Consider the following 13,458-nt stretch of genomic DNA (forward strand, 5'->3'; position numbering starts at 1 on the left):
TATAAACACCCCTTATATATTTTTTGTTAATAAAAACAAAAAAGCGGACACCAAACTACAGAGCAATATCAATAATGCTCTTATAGTTTGATGTCCGCTGGTTCTTCCAGTAGGACTAAATGTTTAATTGGTATTATTATATCATTTCCTCATATTTTAGTAACTTTCTATTCAAAGGATTATTTTATAAACATATTAACTAGCAAAATAATTAGTATTATTAAGCTATTACTCCAATCGTTCTATTTAATTTATACATATATTAATAGTAAACCGAGGAAAGGAGGTTTTTATATGGCTGAGCATACAAAATGTGTATGTGAACAATTAGAAAGATTACAGTTAGGTACAGAAGTAGATGTTTTCCTTACAGGAACAACACTAGAGGATCTTATTTTTACTAACTTTAATCCAGATAATTTTTGTGTAACATTTGTAGATAACACAACAGAACCTGGCTCTATAATTGTTTTGGACTGTCGTGATATTCAAGCGCTTAGAATTGAAGCTGAGTAGAGTAAAAATGGGGCTTTGAAAAAAGCCCTATTTCATACAACATATTTCAATATAAATTTTAAAATAGAGGAGCCGGAAAAATGTCAGTTTTCATCAACTATGCTATTACTCCCAAAGTATTCAATCCTAATCTAACATCTCTTCCAAATAACCGACTTTCTTTTATCCCAACCCCAAAAGAGAGTTCTAAAAATATTTGCTATCTTTTAGAAACATTTTACTTAGGAAAAAAAATAAAACAGCTGTTAGTTAACGGCACAATATTAAAAGCTTCTATATTTGTAGGATTCCATAATAGATCCGGCCTTGCTACATTTATAGATGAAAGCGGAGATATCACTGTAGTTAACTGTGAGCGTATTGATGCGATTGTGCTTTAATTGTGAATTTACATGTGAATAAATAATCATTATTTTCGAGATAAACGTGTAGTTCTTACACATAACGCCAGTAACTGTTACTATAAGAGACTAGGTCTGTAGAGCACTAATATATAGTTCTTTTTTAGGCTCAACCGAATAAAACTCAACATTCCGTTAATAATAAAATTCTAAGTTTTTCCAATACTATATAAGACTTTATAAAGTCAGCTTTAAGTTCTTCCCACTCTAGCTTTCTTGGTCGAGAGCCGAGCAGTTAGCTTTTGCTAACTGCTCTTTGTTTGTAAAAAGCGCTTAATTAACTGAACGCGCATATAATATCCTGAGTTCCTTTCTTTATAAAATGAGGCTCGTCACGAGAGCACTTTACTAAGTGCTCTTTTTATATTCCAACTTAATACAAAATGAAATTTTTATAATAAACCTTCAATCTTTGCTATCGCTTCAAATATCGGATAAATCTGCTGGGGAACAACCGCATTCCCTAAAAATCTTAATCTATCTTCGTCCAATCTTGTGGCAGTCCCATCATCCATTCCACAAACTGCGGGTTGATTTTCTTCCCAATATATGTTCCCCTATTGATCCTGGTAGTGTCTTTCCGTGTTTCCCGTTTGCTTCTGAAGGGCACAACTCTCGGATCGGCTTGTAATTTTGACTTGTCGTTGGAGTGGCCAATAATAAATGTCCGGTATCTTTGATGTGGCGCGCCGACACTGACAGCCGGTAATACAAACGTCCTTGTCGAGTAGTTTTCTTCTTCCAAGTCGGAGAGCACGGTGTCCAAGCCCATTGTGACGTGTCCAGCAACATTTTCTCCAACAAACCAAGTGGGTCCGAGTTCTCTAATGAGTCGGAAGACTTCTGGCCATAACCATCTTTCGTCTTCTGCACCTTTTCTCTTTCCTGCCATGCTTTCTCCCTGACAGGGATATCCTGCTGAAATAACTCCAATTGAATCAACGTCTACACCTCCATCTATTAATGATTGTTTCGTAAGTTTATATAAATCCGGGAAAATAGGAATGTTAGGATAGTTCTTTCTGAGCACTTTCTGATTGAACTCTTCTATTTCGCAAAAGGCTGCCGTTCCAATTCCAGCCCAATCCGCTGCCATGCTTATTCCTGCAATTCCCGAACATAGATCCAACATTTTCATTTCCTATTCCCCTTTGTTTTAAAATGAAGTTTTTATACAAAAGACACACAATTAAACAAACATAACTTCATATGATATATTGCATCATTTCTTTTTAGAGTGGATAGTCGTTACAGAAGGGCACTTTCCGAAGTGCTCTTACATTTACATATCAAATAGCGTTTTTATTGAAAAATCACTTTGATTCATTTTCTCTATGGTATAATCTGTATTATTTACTTTTCGAGAAGGGATAACGTAATGAGAGAATACTTTGGTTTCATTTCAATGTTTTTAACTGCGTTCTTATTTTTCAATCTGTATTTTGCCGGTCCTCCTCTAATTTTGATACCTATCTCAATTGTTTTGGCTATTTTGGCTCCGAAAGGTACAGCCAAAACATTTGCTTTTATTAGTTTAATAATTCTAGGCATTGTCTTCGCTTGCATATACATTCTCCTTTCTATGATTGGTTCGGGATTAGCTGAAACTCATCTCAGATAATCCCTTTCTCTCAAATAACGATTTTATCTAAATCCATTCACTAATCTCAGACTTTGACATACAATAATAGTGCCTTTCTATATAATGTGAGTTCGTCACTGTCGTTATAATGAGGCATAAGGAGCGCTCTCGATTAGCGCTCTTTTTATTTAAACAAAGATTTCATTCTTAAATTACACCTATCTAAAAAACATACATATAATATCTTGGGTGTTCTTTTTCAACCTTATTTTTAGTCAGAGAGCACTTTTAAAAGTGCTCTTTTAATTTATTTAGATGTATCACGTTTTACATACAATAAACATAAAATGCAAAGAGCAGACAAGACATAGTTTTTATATAATCGTGTACATTTTTTGTACGCGATTTTTTAATTAAATAAGAATTTTAATTAAATCTCATAAAACTTCTCTTTACCCAAATAGGTTCAAAAGTATTTATTTAGCATATATAATACTTTTAAGCAATTTAAATTCTATACATAAGTAATGGAGGCATTAAAATGGGGAGTGTTCCAAATTCACCACCACAACAATTCATAACAAAAAAACAAATTAATCCTAACAAGAATCCACAAGCGAATAAAAAGTTAAGACGTCGTCTTTTATTAGCGCTTGCTTTTATGCTACCTATGGCTATTTCCATTCAAATCTCTATTTACAAGCAAGAACAAATGATTCAAGAAAAACAAATTACACTTAATAAAGAAAAGAAAAAAATGTCTGAATTAGAACTTATAGGACGTTATTTTGAAAACGATATTAAAACTTTAACAGAGAGCGAAGAAGGTATTTTAAAGTTCGCAAGAAAATTGTATGGATTCTCCAGACCTGATGAAACTATATTTCAAATAACTGAATAACTTTTCAATACATAAGCGATGGTCATTAATCATGGAGCGATTTAATAATCATCGCTTTTTATCAAAATTCTATTAAATAACTATTTTATTAAAAATCCTTAATGAGCTACTCCTTACAGTTTTGTAATATTAATGTCACTAAAATCAATTTTTTCACTATAAACTCTTTACTATAATTTTCTATATACAAAAACAAGGAGAGAGTTATATGAAAAAATCATTAGTTATATCTGTATTACTCGCACTGTTTTCTAGTTTTGCTATTGGATGTGAAAGATCACCTACTATAAATAGAATGGGAACAGAACAATACTATGTACAAATTACAAACAATGGTGAAATAAAAAGGAACCAACGATTCTATACTTTATCTACTTATAATAAGGATGGGGTAGAAAAAACAGTTACATTTGGAAGTGTAAAATCCGAAAATAAACCACTTAAAGAAAATGCCTTCATACGCCTTTATGTCGATCAAAAAGATAACAACAATACAGAGATAAATCATAGAGAGATAAAATCCTACGAAGAAGTTCAAAAAGACGATTTACCTTCAAAAGTAAAAGAAAAATTACATATTAAATAGTTATCCAATCAACATAAAAGATAATCTCTTATACATAATAGAGTGTCTTTTATGTTGATTTTTTTCACCTTCTATCATCCATGCAAAACCCTAGATCTTTCACCCTTTGTCAATTTACTTTTCAACCAAATAACGCTTTTGGCTTGTTTTATAATCTGCCATGTTCCTTCAAAAACTCTTCCAGCTCACTGATCCAATCTAAAGTAAATTTAGTTGGTTCTTCAATCATGTCATCCATAATTGAAACTATATTTCTATAAGTCGCTTCTGCCTCATCTAATTGCCCTTGCAGGTATTCGTATTGATATTGTTTACTTTCCATTTTCGCCCCACCTTTTCAAACTACGGACATATAGTGATCCATACTCATGATTTCGTTCGTTTTTCGCTTTCAAATTTTTAATGGCCACAATTTTATAGTTCGGTTTTTATACAAAATTCAAATTTTATTAAAGTAGCTGTGTTTTTCGCTCTTCCATACGAATTACTTTTCCACTTTGATATACAAATGATTGTTCACCAAATCCACCTTGAGGTGGTTCTATTAGCTGAACCTGACCATTTTTAACAATATATATTCCGTTTGTTTTTAAATCTATTTCAGCTGTCATTTCAACAAGATTTTCTTTTCTAATTCCCACCAAGATCACTCCCATATGTTATAATTACTTTGTCGGAGTAAGTTGAGAGTGATCTCAGCTTTTTTTTATTTGTCTATAGATATTGCACAACATTTTCTGGAACAAATAATTGTTCCAGTGATAAATGGAGCCGAATTGGAATCGGCTTTTTTTCATCCCTTGCTTGCTTACACAATTTTTCTGCTTCTTCCCATACAAATTGCTTATCCTCCACTCGCTTATAACGCCAAATCCCAATTGTGTAATCTTCAAACAACTCATAACGTTCATCAGGCGCTGTCGTTGGTTTTAATTCATCAATCGCTTTGGCCTGACGTGGTATTTGTACAACCACATCTGCATACCGTAATTTTGAATTCAAACGGTGAATATGAGCTTTCTTAGGATCAAATGATACAACTGCTTCTACATCAAAAATTGTTAATTGCTTTGGCATTGTTTTTCCCCTCCAATACCTTCAAGCTGCGTTAACGTTAGTTGATCTAATGTTTGTCCATTAATTTCAGTTAATCCTAACCCCAATAATTTACGAATGATTATTAGTTTTCTACGTTCTACTTCCTGACGTAACAACATGATTAAGCCTCCTGTTGATGATTGAACTTTCTCTCTAAATTTACAAACTTGCTAAATTCTTTAATGAATGCTAGTTCAACAACACCAACTGGACCATTTCGCTGTTTCGCTAAAATAATTTCCGTTATGTTTTTATTTTCCGTTTCACGATCATAATAATCTTCGCGGTATAAGAATGCGATTAAATCGGCATCTTGCTCAATTTGACCATTTTCACGTAAATCTGATAGCAACGGTCTCTTATCTTGCCTACTTTCTACAGCACGACTTAACTGTGATAATGCAACTACACATACATTTAATTCCCTTGCCATCAGTTTTAACTTACGACTAATCTCACCGATTTCTTGCATACGGTTCCCTCTATGCTTTGGATCCCCTACAATAAGCTGCAAATAATCAATTGCGATTAACACCTTTTTATCAGGGTACTTACGCTTTAATTTCCTAGCCTTTGCATAAATCTCTTGCATCGTTACATTTGCTTTATCGTAAATTTCTAATGGCAAATCATTAATTAATCCCATCGCTTGACTAATCTTTTCCCAATCCTTTAAATTACATAGCTTCTTAGGATTCTTTAATTTCGTAGCATCTATATTTCCAGTACTTGAGATCATTCTCTTTAGTAGCTGCTCTTCTCCCATCTCTATTGAAAAGATTCCTGTTGCTGTATGAGCACTTGCTGCATGAAAAGCAACGTTTAATACAAATGCTGTTTTCCCCATTGAAGGTCGGGCCCCAACAATAATTAAATCACCTTCTTGTAACCCTGCTGTCATTCTATTCAAGTCGTCATAACCAGTTGGAATACCGGTTAAATCCCCGACATCAATTTGCATTTTTTTATACAGATCAACCAGCGTATCTTTCAAGTTAAATTCATCTGAGTAACCCGTTTCTTCAATGGCGCTTAATTCATCAATTGATGTACTAATAGCACTCATATCCCTATCTTGCTGAAGGCGGTTATATAAGTTACCAGCAACCTCCTGAGCATGTCTCATCTTCCAAGCTTCAATCACTAAACCTTCGTGATACGAGAAGTTCTTAGTTGTTGTTACAACTTCTGTTAAGTTTACAAAGAATTCGATTCCGCCAATTTGATGCATAAAGCTTTCATCAAATTTTCCAATGAGAGCAACAAGATCTATCGGAACCTCAGCATCCTCTAATTCTCTCATTGCCTTGAAAATTACTTGGTGTGTTGGTAAAGAAAACTGTTTTACCTTTAGCTGACAATCTTTAATTAAATCGCCTTCTTGGATTATGCTACCTAAAACACTTTGTTCAGCTTCAACATTGCGAATCATATCGTTACTCATTTGGCCAACCACGCATTCTGTTGGTTAAGTACTGCAAGTTCTTCTTCTGTTGGAATGTTCTGCTCCCATGCTTGTTGCTGCTGTATTACGTTTTTAGTAGTTTCCGATAAGCCTTTTTGTTGATAAGGTGCTTTTGTCTGTTGCTGAGATTTTGTTAATCGCTGAGCACGAAATGCTTTATCAGCTGCCTCAACATCAGTTACTGTTTTAAATCCTTTAAGATGCCAATCTCTTAAAATCGTATTTACGTAAGACATGTTTCTCGTATTTTTCTCTAAAGCAATCTCCATAGCCTTAATAACTAGCTCTGCATTTAAATCATCTATCCAAGCATAAATACCATCTGCGATAAAAGGTGTAATGAATCCGAAGTTTTGCTCGTAAAAAGAAATTGGATTAACCTCAATAACTTCTTCCGCGCCTGCGCGTTCTTGTTGTTGTTCTTTTTCTTCTTCTTTTTCTTTTTCTTCTTCCTTGCTAGGGTCTTGGAAGCCCCTTATAAGCCCCTCCAAACGGACCGATAAATACTCCTTAATACGAGGGATTTTAAAATCTTGTTCTCGTTCTAATTGCAAGCAAGTTTCATAGAAATCAACTAAAAAATCCTGGTCCTTCACAGATTGAATCTCTTTTAAAACACACTTTTCAATGTTTACATTTTTAATTGGATTGAATTTCAACCAGTTGATTAAGAACAACTCTTTTGTTTTTTGGTTGTAATTAATTTTTCCATACTCAGCAAAACGTTCTAATAGCTTCATAACAGTTTCACGGTTATATCCTGTATCAGTTTCAATGATACGAAGTGGAAGCTCATAGATTCCTGATTGAGACGTCTTACTGTTTGTCATCAAATATAAGTAGAAATACTTCTCCTCCGGTGTAAGATCTAAAACAAATGAATCCTGCCAAAATGAAACATGTACTGGTCTATAAACTGCCATATTATTCATCCTCCCGTTTACATATCGCGAATCCGCCCTCTACACGTAATAAGCGATAATTCTTGTATCCTATTTTGAGATATTGTTTTACTAAGTAAATTAGGTGTTGCTCTGATGTTGCTTGTTGAAACACTTTAGGGTTCAGCAACACCCTATGTAATGATTTGTCTAAAAACATGTAGCACACTCCGTTGTTATACGAATGCTAATTTGATATAATTAATCCTAAGATCTTTTGCAAGACCGTTTGTCTATCACTCTGCCAAGTGATAGATCTTTTTATTTTCTACGTGTTACTAACGAAGCGTTAACTCCTCTTGCTCTTAAATCTTTAATCACTACACGATAACTCATCGATGCCTCATGTTCCTCTTTTGTATCACGCAGCATTTTAAATTCCCTTATACATCGCTCCAGCTCTTCTTCCCAGTGATTTGATTCTTCGGTTGATTCTGCATTAAACATGTTATGAATACATTCACTCATACAGTTACGAAGTTTATTCGCAAATGAAAAATCTCCAGGAAGAACTAGATCATGAAGACGATTGTTTTTATCGTTCATGAATTACATCTCCTTTCTATTTAAATTAATGCTGTACGCATCGTTACAACCAGAAAGGAACATTGTAGAGGTGTGGGAGGAAAAATCCCTTTCTGGTCATAACGACAAGCACAGTGGCTTGTCCAAATGATTTATATAATGTTATAATTGCTTTACGATATTTTTCAGAGCTACTGTTGTCTAGGCGGTAGCTTTTTTATTTACCCATTTATGTTTCAAAATAAATGATGCTTCAATAATTTTGATTCGAATCCCCAACAATTTCTTCTCTTGCTTTAACTCAACTGTTTTTGAATCCTCATTAAGTAATTCTGCTATTTTTATTTCACCAGTTAGTTTTGCGTCATATCGAATTAATTCCTTATATTCTTTTAAGCTAGGTTTCTTATAATCTACTGTCATTTTCCTTCCTCCTTTACAGCACCTTTGTTAAATTCATTAAGCTATCCACCGATTGAATAATAACGTTCTCCGCCATAGCCTTTTGCAACCAACTTCTTTGTATTTGCTCCATAATGCCAAAATGAACTTGCTCAAGAGCTTGTACTACACATTGAGTAGCTTGGATTGTATCGAAAATTTCTTTTGCATGAACTGCGTATTCATGTTTCTTTTTTTCATCATGCTTCCATGACCTTGTTGTAACTTGTAAGTTCATGATTTCCTTTGCTGCCGCAATTCCCTCTTCAGCTTGCTTAATGTAGTTCATTAATTGTAGATTTACATCTTGAGTTAATCGTGGATCGGTAGGCGGCAATCCAACACCATAAATATGTTTGATTGCTTGTTGATTTAACTTTGCTCCTGTTGCATGGCACCAATCCATCGCAAGTTCAAATTCTGGTTTAGAAAGTCCAGATTCAATACGGGTTAATCTTTCGTGTGTAATACCAAGGTACTTAGATAGCCCTTTCTTCGTTTTCAGCTGAACATTGTCACAACATTCCCTAGCATTCTGTAATAATTCTCCTATTGCTGAATTGCAGTATATACTTGTTCCCATATCTGTTCGCCTCCATATTTAGTTTTCAAATGGTTACAATGAACTTAGTACATATGTAACTTGTCTACTTTTCGTATAAAAAGAGAGGAACTATTCCTCAACATTTTCTTTTACTTGTATTTCTTTGATGATGGCCCAACCAGCCTTATAATATGCTTGACGGATTTTATCAATATCCTTTTGTGATTTTGGCTCAGGAGCCACAACATGGACTTTCGTTTTTCCAAATTCATAAGTCGCCGCATATTCTTCTTGTTGGCTCATGGTATCACCTCTTGAAGTGCTTTTTATATGTTTATGCGACGGCTCTGTTGGTACTGCCATGTTAGTTGATGGCATTTAATCACCTCCAAGGAAACGTTTTGTTTCCTTTTTAATTAAAAAAAAGATCATCAATTGTTGTTTTATAGAGCTCCGCTATTTTTTTAGCCAATTCTAAAGAAGGTGTCCTATCACCCCTTTCAATAGCACCTAACATCTGAGGTGTAATTGAAAGCTTTTGTGCAACTTCTATTCTCGATTGACCATTTCTTAATTTAATCATTTTAATTCTTTTATTATCCATAATACCCCCTCCTTTAAGAAACATTTTGTTTCCTTACACCTCCAATATATAGAAACATTTCGTTTCTGTCAATATTTATTAGAAACTTTTCGTTTCCTTTGTGGATTTAGAAACTATACGTTTCTATAATTAAGAAAAAAGCTTCTACTCTTATTTAGAAAGAAGGAAAATTTATGCTTGGAAAGAAGATTGCTGAGCTCAGGAAAAATCAGAAACTAAGCCAATATGATCTTGCTGATAGGTTGGGATTTTCAAGAGGAAAGTTGGCCAATTATGAACAAGGACAACGTGAACCCGATTACGATACTTTAAAAAAAATTGCTGATTTCTTTGAAGTTTCAACTGATTACCTATTAGGTAGAACTGAAAAAAAGGAATTATTGTCTAACATGACACCAGGCTTATCGGAAAAGGAAGAGCGTGATATTGCGAAAGATTTAGAAAAAACATTAGAACAATTAGAAAACAGTGAAGAAGCATTAATGTTTGATGGAGAACCAATTGATGAACACACAAAAGAAATGATTCGCATTTCACTGGAAAACTCAATGCGCATGGCAAAACAATTAGCAAAACAAAAATTCACTCCAAACAAATATAAAAAAGATTGAGTGGAGTGAATTTATGGACATCAAAAAGTACGTATTAAACATCGTAGCAAAATATCAAACAATAGATCCATTTGAAATTGCTAGGCAAAAAAATATCATTGTGTTGTTTGAAGACTTAGGGAATACCCTTGGTTTTTACAACACTTATAAACGATTTAAATTTATTCATATTAATAATCAAATTAACGAAACCACTCAACGATTTGTTTGTGCACATGAATTAGGGCATGCTGTACTTCATCCTAAAGCAAACACCCCTTTCTTACGTAACCAAACATTCTTTTCGGTAGATCGTTTAGAAATTGAAGCAAATACATTTGCTGTGGAGTTGTTACTAACTGATGAAATGGTTTCTGAATACGAAGATACTCGTTTATCTATTCAAGAAGTTGCGGAGATTCATGGGGTTCCAGGTGGATTCGCTCGTTTGAAAATTTACCATGGTTAAAGTAAAACACGAAATTCTATTAAATTATCCAATTTGTTTTATTAGTAAGCACCTATGAAAATGATTTAAATGGTTAGAACGTAGTTGGTGAAATTAAATGAATTACAAAAGTTAACTATCAATACTTGATAGTTGAAAAATAGGAGACTATAACTATGAATAAATATTTAGACCTATTTAACACTGTCCTAAAAATCATCCCAATACCAGTTATTTTGTCGTTTATCTTCAGATATATCAGTAAAAACGACTTAGATATAGCCTTTGAACCAAAACAAAACAGATTTATAAAGAGATGTGTTAAAGACATATTTTTATTCTTTCTAACTTATATCTTATTTAATATTTCTATGTTAGTATGGTACATTCTCTCCAATATGTGGGGAGGATTCCACTCTAACTTATTCATGTTAATAATGCTTATTTTAGTAGGTGTAGTATTTATTATATACATTGCCTATGTATTTTCCTGGTCAATAACATTGGAGGAAAAAAACAGAGTAAACACTCAGAAAATAAAATATAAAATATTCTTTCCTTTCGTATCGAAAATTGAAAAAACTTTTCTTATGCCAATTTTCCTTATATTAATCTTTAATTGCTCGTACTTCCATTGTATTGTAATTAGTAATTTATTTAAACAAAGTCAAAGTCAAAGTAAGGTTGAAATAATAGAAAATAACTTGTCTATCTTAATAGGTGAGCCCGCTCTATATGCAGTCTTATCTGCTTCTATACTATTCCTTTATAATCTTAACAAACAACAAAAATCATTTTATACAATGACTCCTATAGATTATACTAAAATTCAAGATTTAACATTAATACATCTATACACTCGAAAAGATAATCAATGGGTATTAGTAGAACCAGATTATACAGTTACTCTAAATGAGGCTTATTTATATAACCCTGACAAAGATCAATGGCGCTTATACAAAAAAATTGATCTATCTAATAAATAAATCTACATAATGTAAATAACGCCCTAAACGAAATTGTCTCTTTACTACATCTGGAGAATACAAATTTACAATAGCTGCAGAAACTTCAGAATGGCATTATAAGATACAAAACTCGCTTGAGGTACATTAACTACCAAATAAAATACTTGAAAGCCTTTATAGGCTTTTCTTTTTCAAGTCAAAAAGAACAAATGTTCTTTTTCCTTCATAGAAAACAACGCTTCTATATTCATCATTAAAGCTTATAATAACTATTAAAAGGAGGATATGCTATGAAAACCGCAATTTACTTACGAAAATCCCGTGCCGATCTCGAAGCCGAAGCGCGAGGCGAAGGAGAAACATTAGCAAAGCACCGCACTACCCTGCTGAAAATTGCCAAGGAAATGAACTTAAATGTTTTATCTGTCCGTGAGGAAATCGTATCTGGTGAGAGCTTAGTAAAACGCCCTGAGATGTTAGCGCTGCTTGAAGAAATTGAAGATAACAAATATGATGTTGTTCTTTGTATGGATATGGATCGTTTAGGTCGTGGTGGTATGAAAGAGCAAGGAATCATTTTAGAGACGTTTAAACGCTCGAATACGAAGATTATGACACCTAGGAAGACTTATGACCTTAATGATGAGTGGGATGAAGAATACAGCGAATTTGAAGCTTTTATGGCTCGTAAGGAGTTAAAGATTATTACACGCCGTATGCAACGAGGTCGTGTCGCCAGTGTAGAGGCTGGGAATTACCTTGGTACACATGCACCATTCGGATATGATATCCATCGCTTAAATAAGCGAGAACGTACTTTAACGATTAATCCAGAAGAAGCTTCAGTTGTAAGAATGATATTTGATTGGTATGCAAATGAGGATATGGGAGCAAATGCAATTAGAAGCAAGTTAAATGACCTTGGCTACAAAAGTAAGCTAGGTAATGAATGGAACCCCTACAGCATCTTAGATATATTAAAAAACAATGTATACATCGGAAAGGTGACTTGGCAAAAGAGAAAAGAAGTAAAACGTCCTGACGCTGTGAAACGTAGTTGTGCAAGACAAGAAAAATCAGATTGGATTATTGCTGATGGCAAACATGAGCCAATCATACCTGAAAGTTTATTTGAACAAGTACAAGAGAAATTAAACTCAAGATATCACGTTCCTTATAATACGAATGGAATTAAAAATCCTCTAGCTGGCATTATTAAATGTAGTAAATGTGGTTATAGCATGGTACAACGTTATCCAAAGAATCGAAAAGAAACGATGGATTGTAAACACCGTGGTTGTGAAAACAAATCAAGTTATACTGAATTAATTGAGAAGCGTTTACTCGAGGCATTAAAAGAATGGTACATCAATTATAAAGCTGATTTTGAAAAACATAAGCAAGATGACAAATTAAAAGAAACACAAGTTATTCAAATGAATGAAGCTGCATTACGCAAGCTTGAAAAAGAATTAGTGGATGTCCAAAAACAAAAAAATAATTTACATGATTTATTAGAACGCGGCGTTTATACTGTCGATATGTTTTTAGAACGCTCGAATGTAGTTTCTGACCGTATAACTGAAATTACTTCCACTATGGAAAACTTAAAGAAAGAAATTAAAACCGAAATTAAGAAGGAAAAAGTCAAGAAAGACACAATACCTCAAGTGGAGCATGTTCTTGATCTGTACTTTAAAACAGATGATCCCAAAAAGAAAAACAGCCTCCTAAAGTCAGTTTTAGAAAAGGCTGTTTATAAAAAGGAAAAGTGGCAAAGGCTTGATGATTTCGAACTTGTGCTTTACCCTAAGCTCCCTCAAGATGGCGACATATAAGCGTTTATGC

General features: G+C 33.6%; 20 protein-coding genes and 1 pseudogene. 8 read left to right on the plus strand and 13 right to left on the minus strand.

Going from position 1 to position 13,458, the window contains the following annotated elements; genetic code table 11:
* Window positions 1–294: 294 nt before the first annotated feature.
* Window positions 295–516 carry a hypothetical protein gene (locus tag D1166_RS06625; RefSeq protein WP_000807684.1) on the plus strand — a complete coding sequence of 74 codons (222 nt, stop codon included), beginning with the start codon at window positions 295–297 and terminating at the stop codon, window positions 514–516.
* An 80-nt stretch (window positions 517–596) separates the two neighbouring features.
* Complete coding sequence (locus tag D1166_RS06630; protein ID WP_097814036.1) at window positions 597–896, plus strand: hypothetical protein; 300 nt, start codon at window positions 597–599, stop codon at window positions 894–896.
* Between the two features lie 413 nt (window positions 897–1,309).
* Here the strand turns inward: D1166_RS06630 and D1166_RS06635 are convergent.
* Together D1166_RS06635 and D1166_RS06640 are read right to left on the minus strand one after the other, a co-directional pair.
* A pseudogene (locus D1166_RS06635) lies at window positions 1,310–2,055 on the minus strand (DNA cytosine methyltransferase).
* Window positions 2,056–2,270: 215 nt separating this feature from the next.
* Window positions 2,271–2,483: a hypothetical protein gene (locus D1166_RS06640; protein WP_061113336.1), complete on the minus strand. Its 213-nt coding sequence runs from the start codon at window positions 2,481–2,483 to the stop codon at window positions 2,271–2,273.
* Window positions 2,484–3,040: 557 nt separating this feature from the next.
* Between D1166_RS06640 and D1166_RS06645 the strand changes: the two genes are divergently transcribed.
* Both D1166_RS06645 and D1166_RS06650 read left to right on the plus strand, forming a co-directional pair.
* A complete protein-coding gene (locus D1166_RS06645) occupies window positions 3,041–3,400 on the plus strand; it encodes an FtsB family cell division protein (protein ID WP_097814035.1) in 360 nt (119 codons plus the stop codon).
* Window positions 3,401–3,608: 208 nt separating this feature from the next.
* On the plus strand, window positions 3,609–3,986 hold the full coding sequence (locus D1166_RS06650) for a YxeA family protein (protein ID WP_097814034.1): 378 nt from the start codon (window positions 3,609–3,611) through the stop codon (window positions 3,984–3,986).
* A gap of 148 nt (window positions 3,987–4,134) precedes the next feature.
* On the opposite strand, the gene D1166_RS31195 is transcribed toward D1166_RS06650, so the two are convergent.
* The 11 genes from D1166_RS31195 to D1166_RS06695 all read right to left on the minus strand — a co-directional run bounded on the left by D1166_RS31195 (window position 4,135) and on the right by D1166_RS06695 (window position 9,604).
* The gene (locus tag D1166_RS31195) at window positions 4,135–4,308 is read right to left on the minus strand and encodes a hypothetical protein (protein ID WP_165851658.1); all 174 of its coding nucleotides are present in this window, start codon (window positions 4,306–4,308) and stop codon (window positions 4,135–4,137) included.
* Window positions 4,309–4,435: 127 nt separating this feature from the next.
* Window positions 4,436–4,627: a DUF3954 domain-containing protein gene (locus D1166_RS06655; RefSeq protein WP_016077319.1), complete on the minus strand. Its 192-nt coding sequence runs from the start codon at window positions 4,625–4,627 to the stop codon at window positions 4,436–4,438.
* A gap of 73 nt (window positions 4,628–4,700) precedes the next feature.
* Window positions 4,701–5,063 (minus strand): cell division protein SepF, encoded by a 363-nt coding sequence (locus tag D1166_RS06660; protein ID WP_097814033.1) that lies wholly within the window; start codon window positions 5,061–5,063, stop codon window positions 4,701–4,703.
* Window positions 5,048–5,203 (minus strand): hypothetical protein, encoded by a 156-nt coding sequence (locus D1166_RS31200; RefSeq protein WP_165851659.1) that lies wholly within the window; start codon window positions 5,201–5,203, stop codon window positions 5,048–5,050. Before D1166_RS31200 ends, D1166_RS06660 begins: the two co-directional genes overlap by 16 nt.
* Window positions 5,204–5,205: 2 nt before the next feature.
* Window positions 5,206–6,528 carry a replicative DNA helicase gene (gene dnaB, locus D1166_RS06665; protein ID WP_097856738.1) on the minus strand — a complete coding sequence of 441 codons (1,323 nt, stop codon included), beginning with the start codon at window positions 6,526–6,528 and terminating at the stop codon, window positions 5,206–5,208.
* Window positions 6,525–7,472, minus strand: a complete 948-nt coding sequence (locus tag D1166_RS06670; protein ID WP_097814031.1) for a DnaD domain-containing protein — start codon at window positions 7,470–7,472, stop codon at window positions 6,525–6,527. The genes dnaB and D1166_RS06670 overlap by 4 nt, the downstream gene beginning before the upstream one ends.
* Before the next feature lie 279 nt (window positions 7,473–7,751).
* Window positions 7,752–8,036: a hypothetical protein gene (locus D1166_RS06675; RefSeq protein ID WP_000998370.1), complete on the minus strand. Its 285-nt coding sequence runs from the start codon at window positions 8,034–8,036 to the stop codon at window positions 7,752–7,754.
* A 180-nt stretch (window positions 8,037–8,216) separates the two neighbouring features.
* Window positions 8,217–8,438 (minus strand): hypothetical protein, encoded by a 222-nt coding sequence (locus tag D1166_RS06680; protein ID WP_033693368.1) that lies wholly within the window; start codon window positions 8,436–8,438, stop codon window positions 8,217–8,219.
* 13 nt (window positions 8,439–8,451) lie between these two features.
* Entirely contained in the window at window positions 8,452–9,039 is a 588-nt protein-coding gene (locus D1166_RS06685) for a hypothetical protein (RefSeq protein ID WP_000537277.1), read from the minus strand.
* 90 nt (window positions 9,040–9,129) lie between these two features.
* Window positions 9,130–9,378, minus strand: coding sequence for a hypothetical protein (locus D1166_RS06690; protein WP_002082295.1), 249 nt, complete (start codon window positions 9,376–9,378; stop codon window positions 9,130–9,132).
* A gap of 34 nt (window positions 9,379–9,412) precedes the next feature.
* Window positions 9,413–9,604 carry a helix-turn-helix transcriptional regulator gene (locus D1166_RS06695; RefSeq protein ID WP_097814030.1) on the minus strand — a complete coding sequence of 64 codons (192 nt, stop codon included), beginning with the start codon at window positions 9,602–9,604 and terminating at the stop codon, window positions 9,413–9,415.
* Window positions 9,605–9,777: 173 nt separating this feature from the next.
* On the opposite strand from D1166_RS06695, the gene D1166_RS06700 reads away from it, so the two are divergent.
* The 4 genes from D1166_RS06700 to D1166_RS06715 all read left to right on the plus strand — a co-directional run bounded on the left by D1166_RS06700 (window position 9,778) and on the right by D1166_RS06715 (window position 13,448).
* Entirely contained in the window at window positions 9,778–10,215 is a 438-nt protein-coding gene (locus D1166_RS06700) for a helix-turn-helix domain-containing protein (RefSeq protein WP_000900757.1), read from the plus strand.
* Window positions 10,216–10,228: 13 nt separating this feature from the next.
* Window positions 10,229–10,663, plus strand: a complete 435-nt coding sequence (locus D1166_RS06705; RefSeq protein WP_000351864.1) for an ImmA/IrrE family metallo-endopeptidase — start codon at window positions 10,229–10,231, stop codon at window positions 10,661–10,663.
* Window positions 10,664–10,818: 155 nt separating this feature from the next.
* Window positions 10,819–11,628, plus strand: coding sequence for a hypothetical protein (locus D1166_RS06710; RefSeq protein ID WP_098367369.1), 810 nt, complete (start codon window positions 10,819–10,821; stop codon window positions 11,626–11,628).
* A gap of 272 nt (window positions 11,629–11,900) precedes the next feature.
* The gene (locus D1166_RS06715) at window positions 11,901–13,448 is read left to right on the plus strand and encodes a recombinase family protein (RefSeq protein WP_097814028.1); all 1,548 of its coding nucleotides are present in this window, start codon (window positions 11,901–11,903) and stop codon (window positions 13,446–13,448) included.
* Window positions 13,449–13,458: the final 10 nt, after the last annotated feature.

The sequence above is a fragment of the Bacillus sp. ISO11 genome, assembly GCF_003458115.1.
Lineage (GTDB): Bacteria > Bacillota > Bacilli > Bacillales > Bacillaceae_G > Bacillus_A > Bacillus_A cereus.

What these genes read in the sequence shown, in the direction of transcription:
- D1166_RS06680 (WP_033693368.1), bottom strand. Translation starts at nt 8,438, where the DNA reads ATGACAGTAGATTATAAGAAACCTAGCTTAAAAGAATATAAGGAATTA.
- D1166_RS06675 (WP_000998370.1), bottom strand. Translation starts at nt 8,036, where the DNA reads ATGAACGATAAAAACAATCGTCTTCATGATCTAGTTCTTCCTGGAGAT.
- D1166_RS31195 (WP_165851658.1), bottom strand. Translation starts at nt 4,308, where the DNA reads ATGGAAAGTAAACAATATCAATACGAATACCTGCAAGGGCAATTAGAT.
- D1166_RS06645 (WP_097814035.1), top strand. Translation starts at nt 3,041, where the DNA reads ATGGGGAGTGTTCCAAATTCACCACCACAACAATTCATAACAAAAAAA.
- D1166_RS06695 (WP_097814030.1), bottom strand. Translation starts at nt 9,604, where the DNA reads ATGGATAATAAAAGAATTAAAATGATTAAATTAAGAAATGGTCAATCG.
- D1166_RS06625 (WP_000807684.1), top strand. Translation starts at nt 295, where the DNA reads ATGGCTGAGCATACAAAATGTGTATGTGAACAATTAGAAAGATTACAG.
- D1166_RS06690 (WP_002082295.1), bottom strand. Translation starts at nt 9,378, where the DNA reads ATGCCATCAACTAACATGGCAGTACCAACAGAGCCGTCGCATAAACAT.
- D1166_RS06700 (WP_000900757.1), top strand. Translation starts at nt 9,778, where the DNA reads ATGCTTGGAAAGAAGATTGCTGAGCTCAGGAAAAATCAGAAACTAAGC.
- D1166_RS06640 (WP_061113336.1), bottom strand. Translation starts at nt 2,483, where the DNA reads ATGCAAGCGAAGACAATGCCTAGAATTATTAAACTAATAAAAGCAAAT.
- D1166_RS06685 (WP_000537277.1), bottom strand. Translation starts at nt 9,039, where the DNA reads ATGGGAACAAGTATATACTGCAATTCAGCAATAGGAGAATTATTACAG.
- D1166_RS06710 (WP_098367369.1), top strand. Translation starts at nt 10,819, where the DNA reads ATGAATAAATATTTAGACCTATTTAACACTGTCCTAAAAATCATCCCA.
- D1166_RS06670 (WP_097814031.1), bottom strand. Translation starts at nt 7,472, where the DNA reads ATGGCAGTTTATAGACCAGTACATGTTTCATTTTGGCAGGATTCATTT.
- D1166_RS31200 (WP_165851659.1), bottom strand. Translation starts at nt 5,203, where the DNA reads ATGTTGTTACGTCAGGAAGTAGAACGTAGAAAACTAATAATCATTCGT.
- D1166_RS06715 (WP_097814028.1), top strand. Translation starts at nt 11,901, where the DNA reads ATGAAAACCGCAATTTACTTACGAAAATCCCGTGCCGATCTCGAAGCC.
- D1166_RS06660 (WP_097814033.1), bottom strand. Translation starts at nt 5,063, where the DNA reads ATGCCAAAGCAATTAACAATTTTTGATGTAGAAGCAGTTGTATCATTT.
- D1166_RS06705 (WP_000351864.1), top strand. Translation starts at nt 10,229, where the DNA reads ATGGACATCAAAAAGTACGTATTAAACATCGTAGCAAAATATCAAACA.
- dnaB (WP_097856738.1), bottom strand. Translation starts at nt 6,528, where the DNA reads ATGAGTAACGATATGATTCGCAATGTTGAAGCTGAACAAAGTGTTTTA.
- D1166_RS06630 (WP_097814036.1), top strand. Translation starts at nt 597, where the DNA reads ATGTCAGTTTTCATCAACTATGCTATTACTCCCAAAGTATTCAATCCT.
- D1166_RS06650 (WP_097814034.1), top strand. Translation starts at nt 3,609, where the DNA reads ATGAAAAAATCATTAGTTATATCTGTATTACTCGCACTGTTTTCTAGT.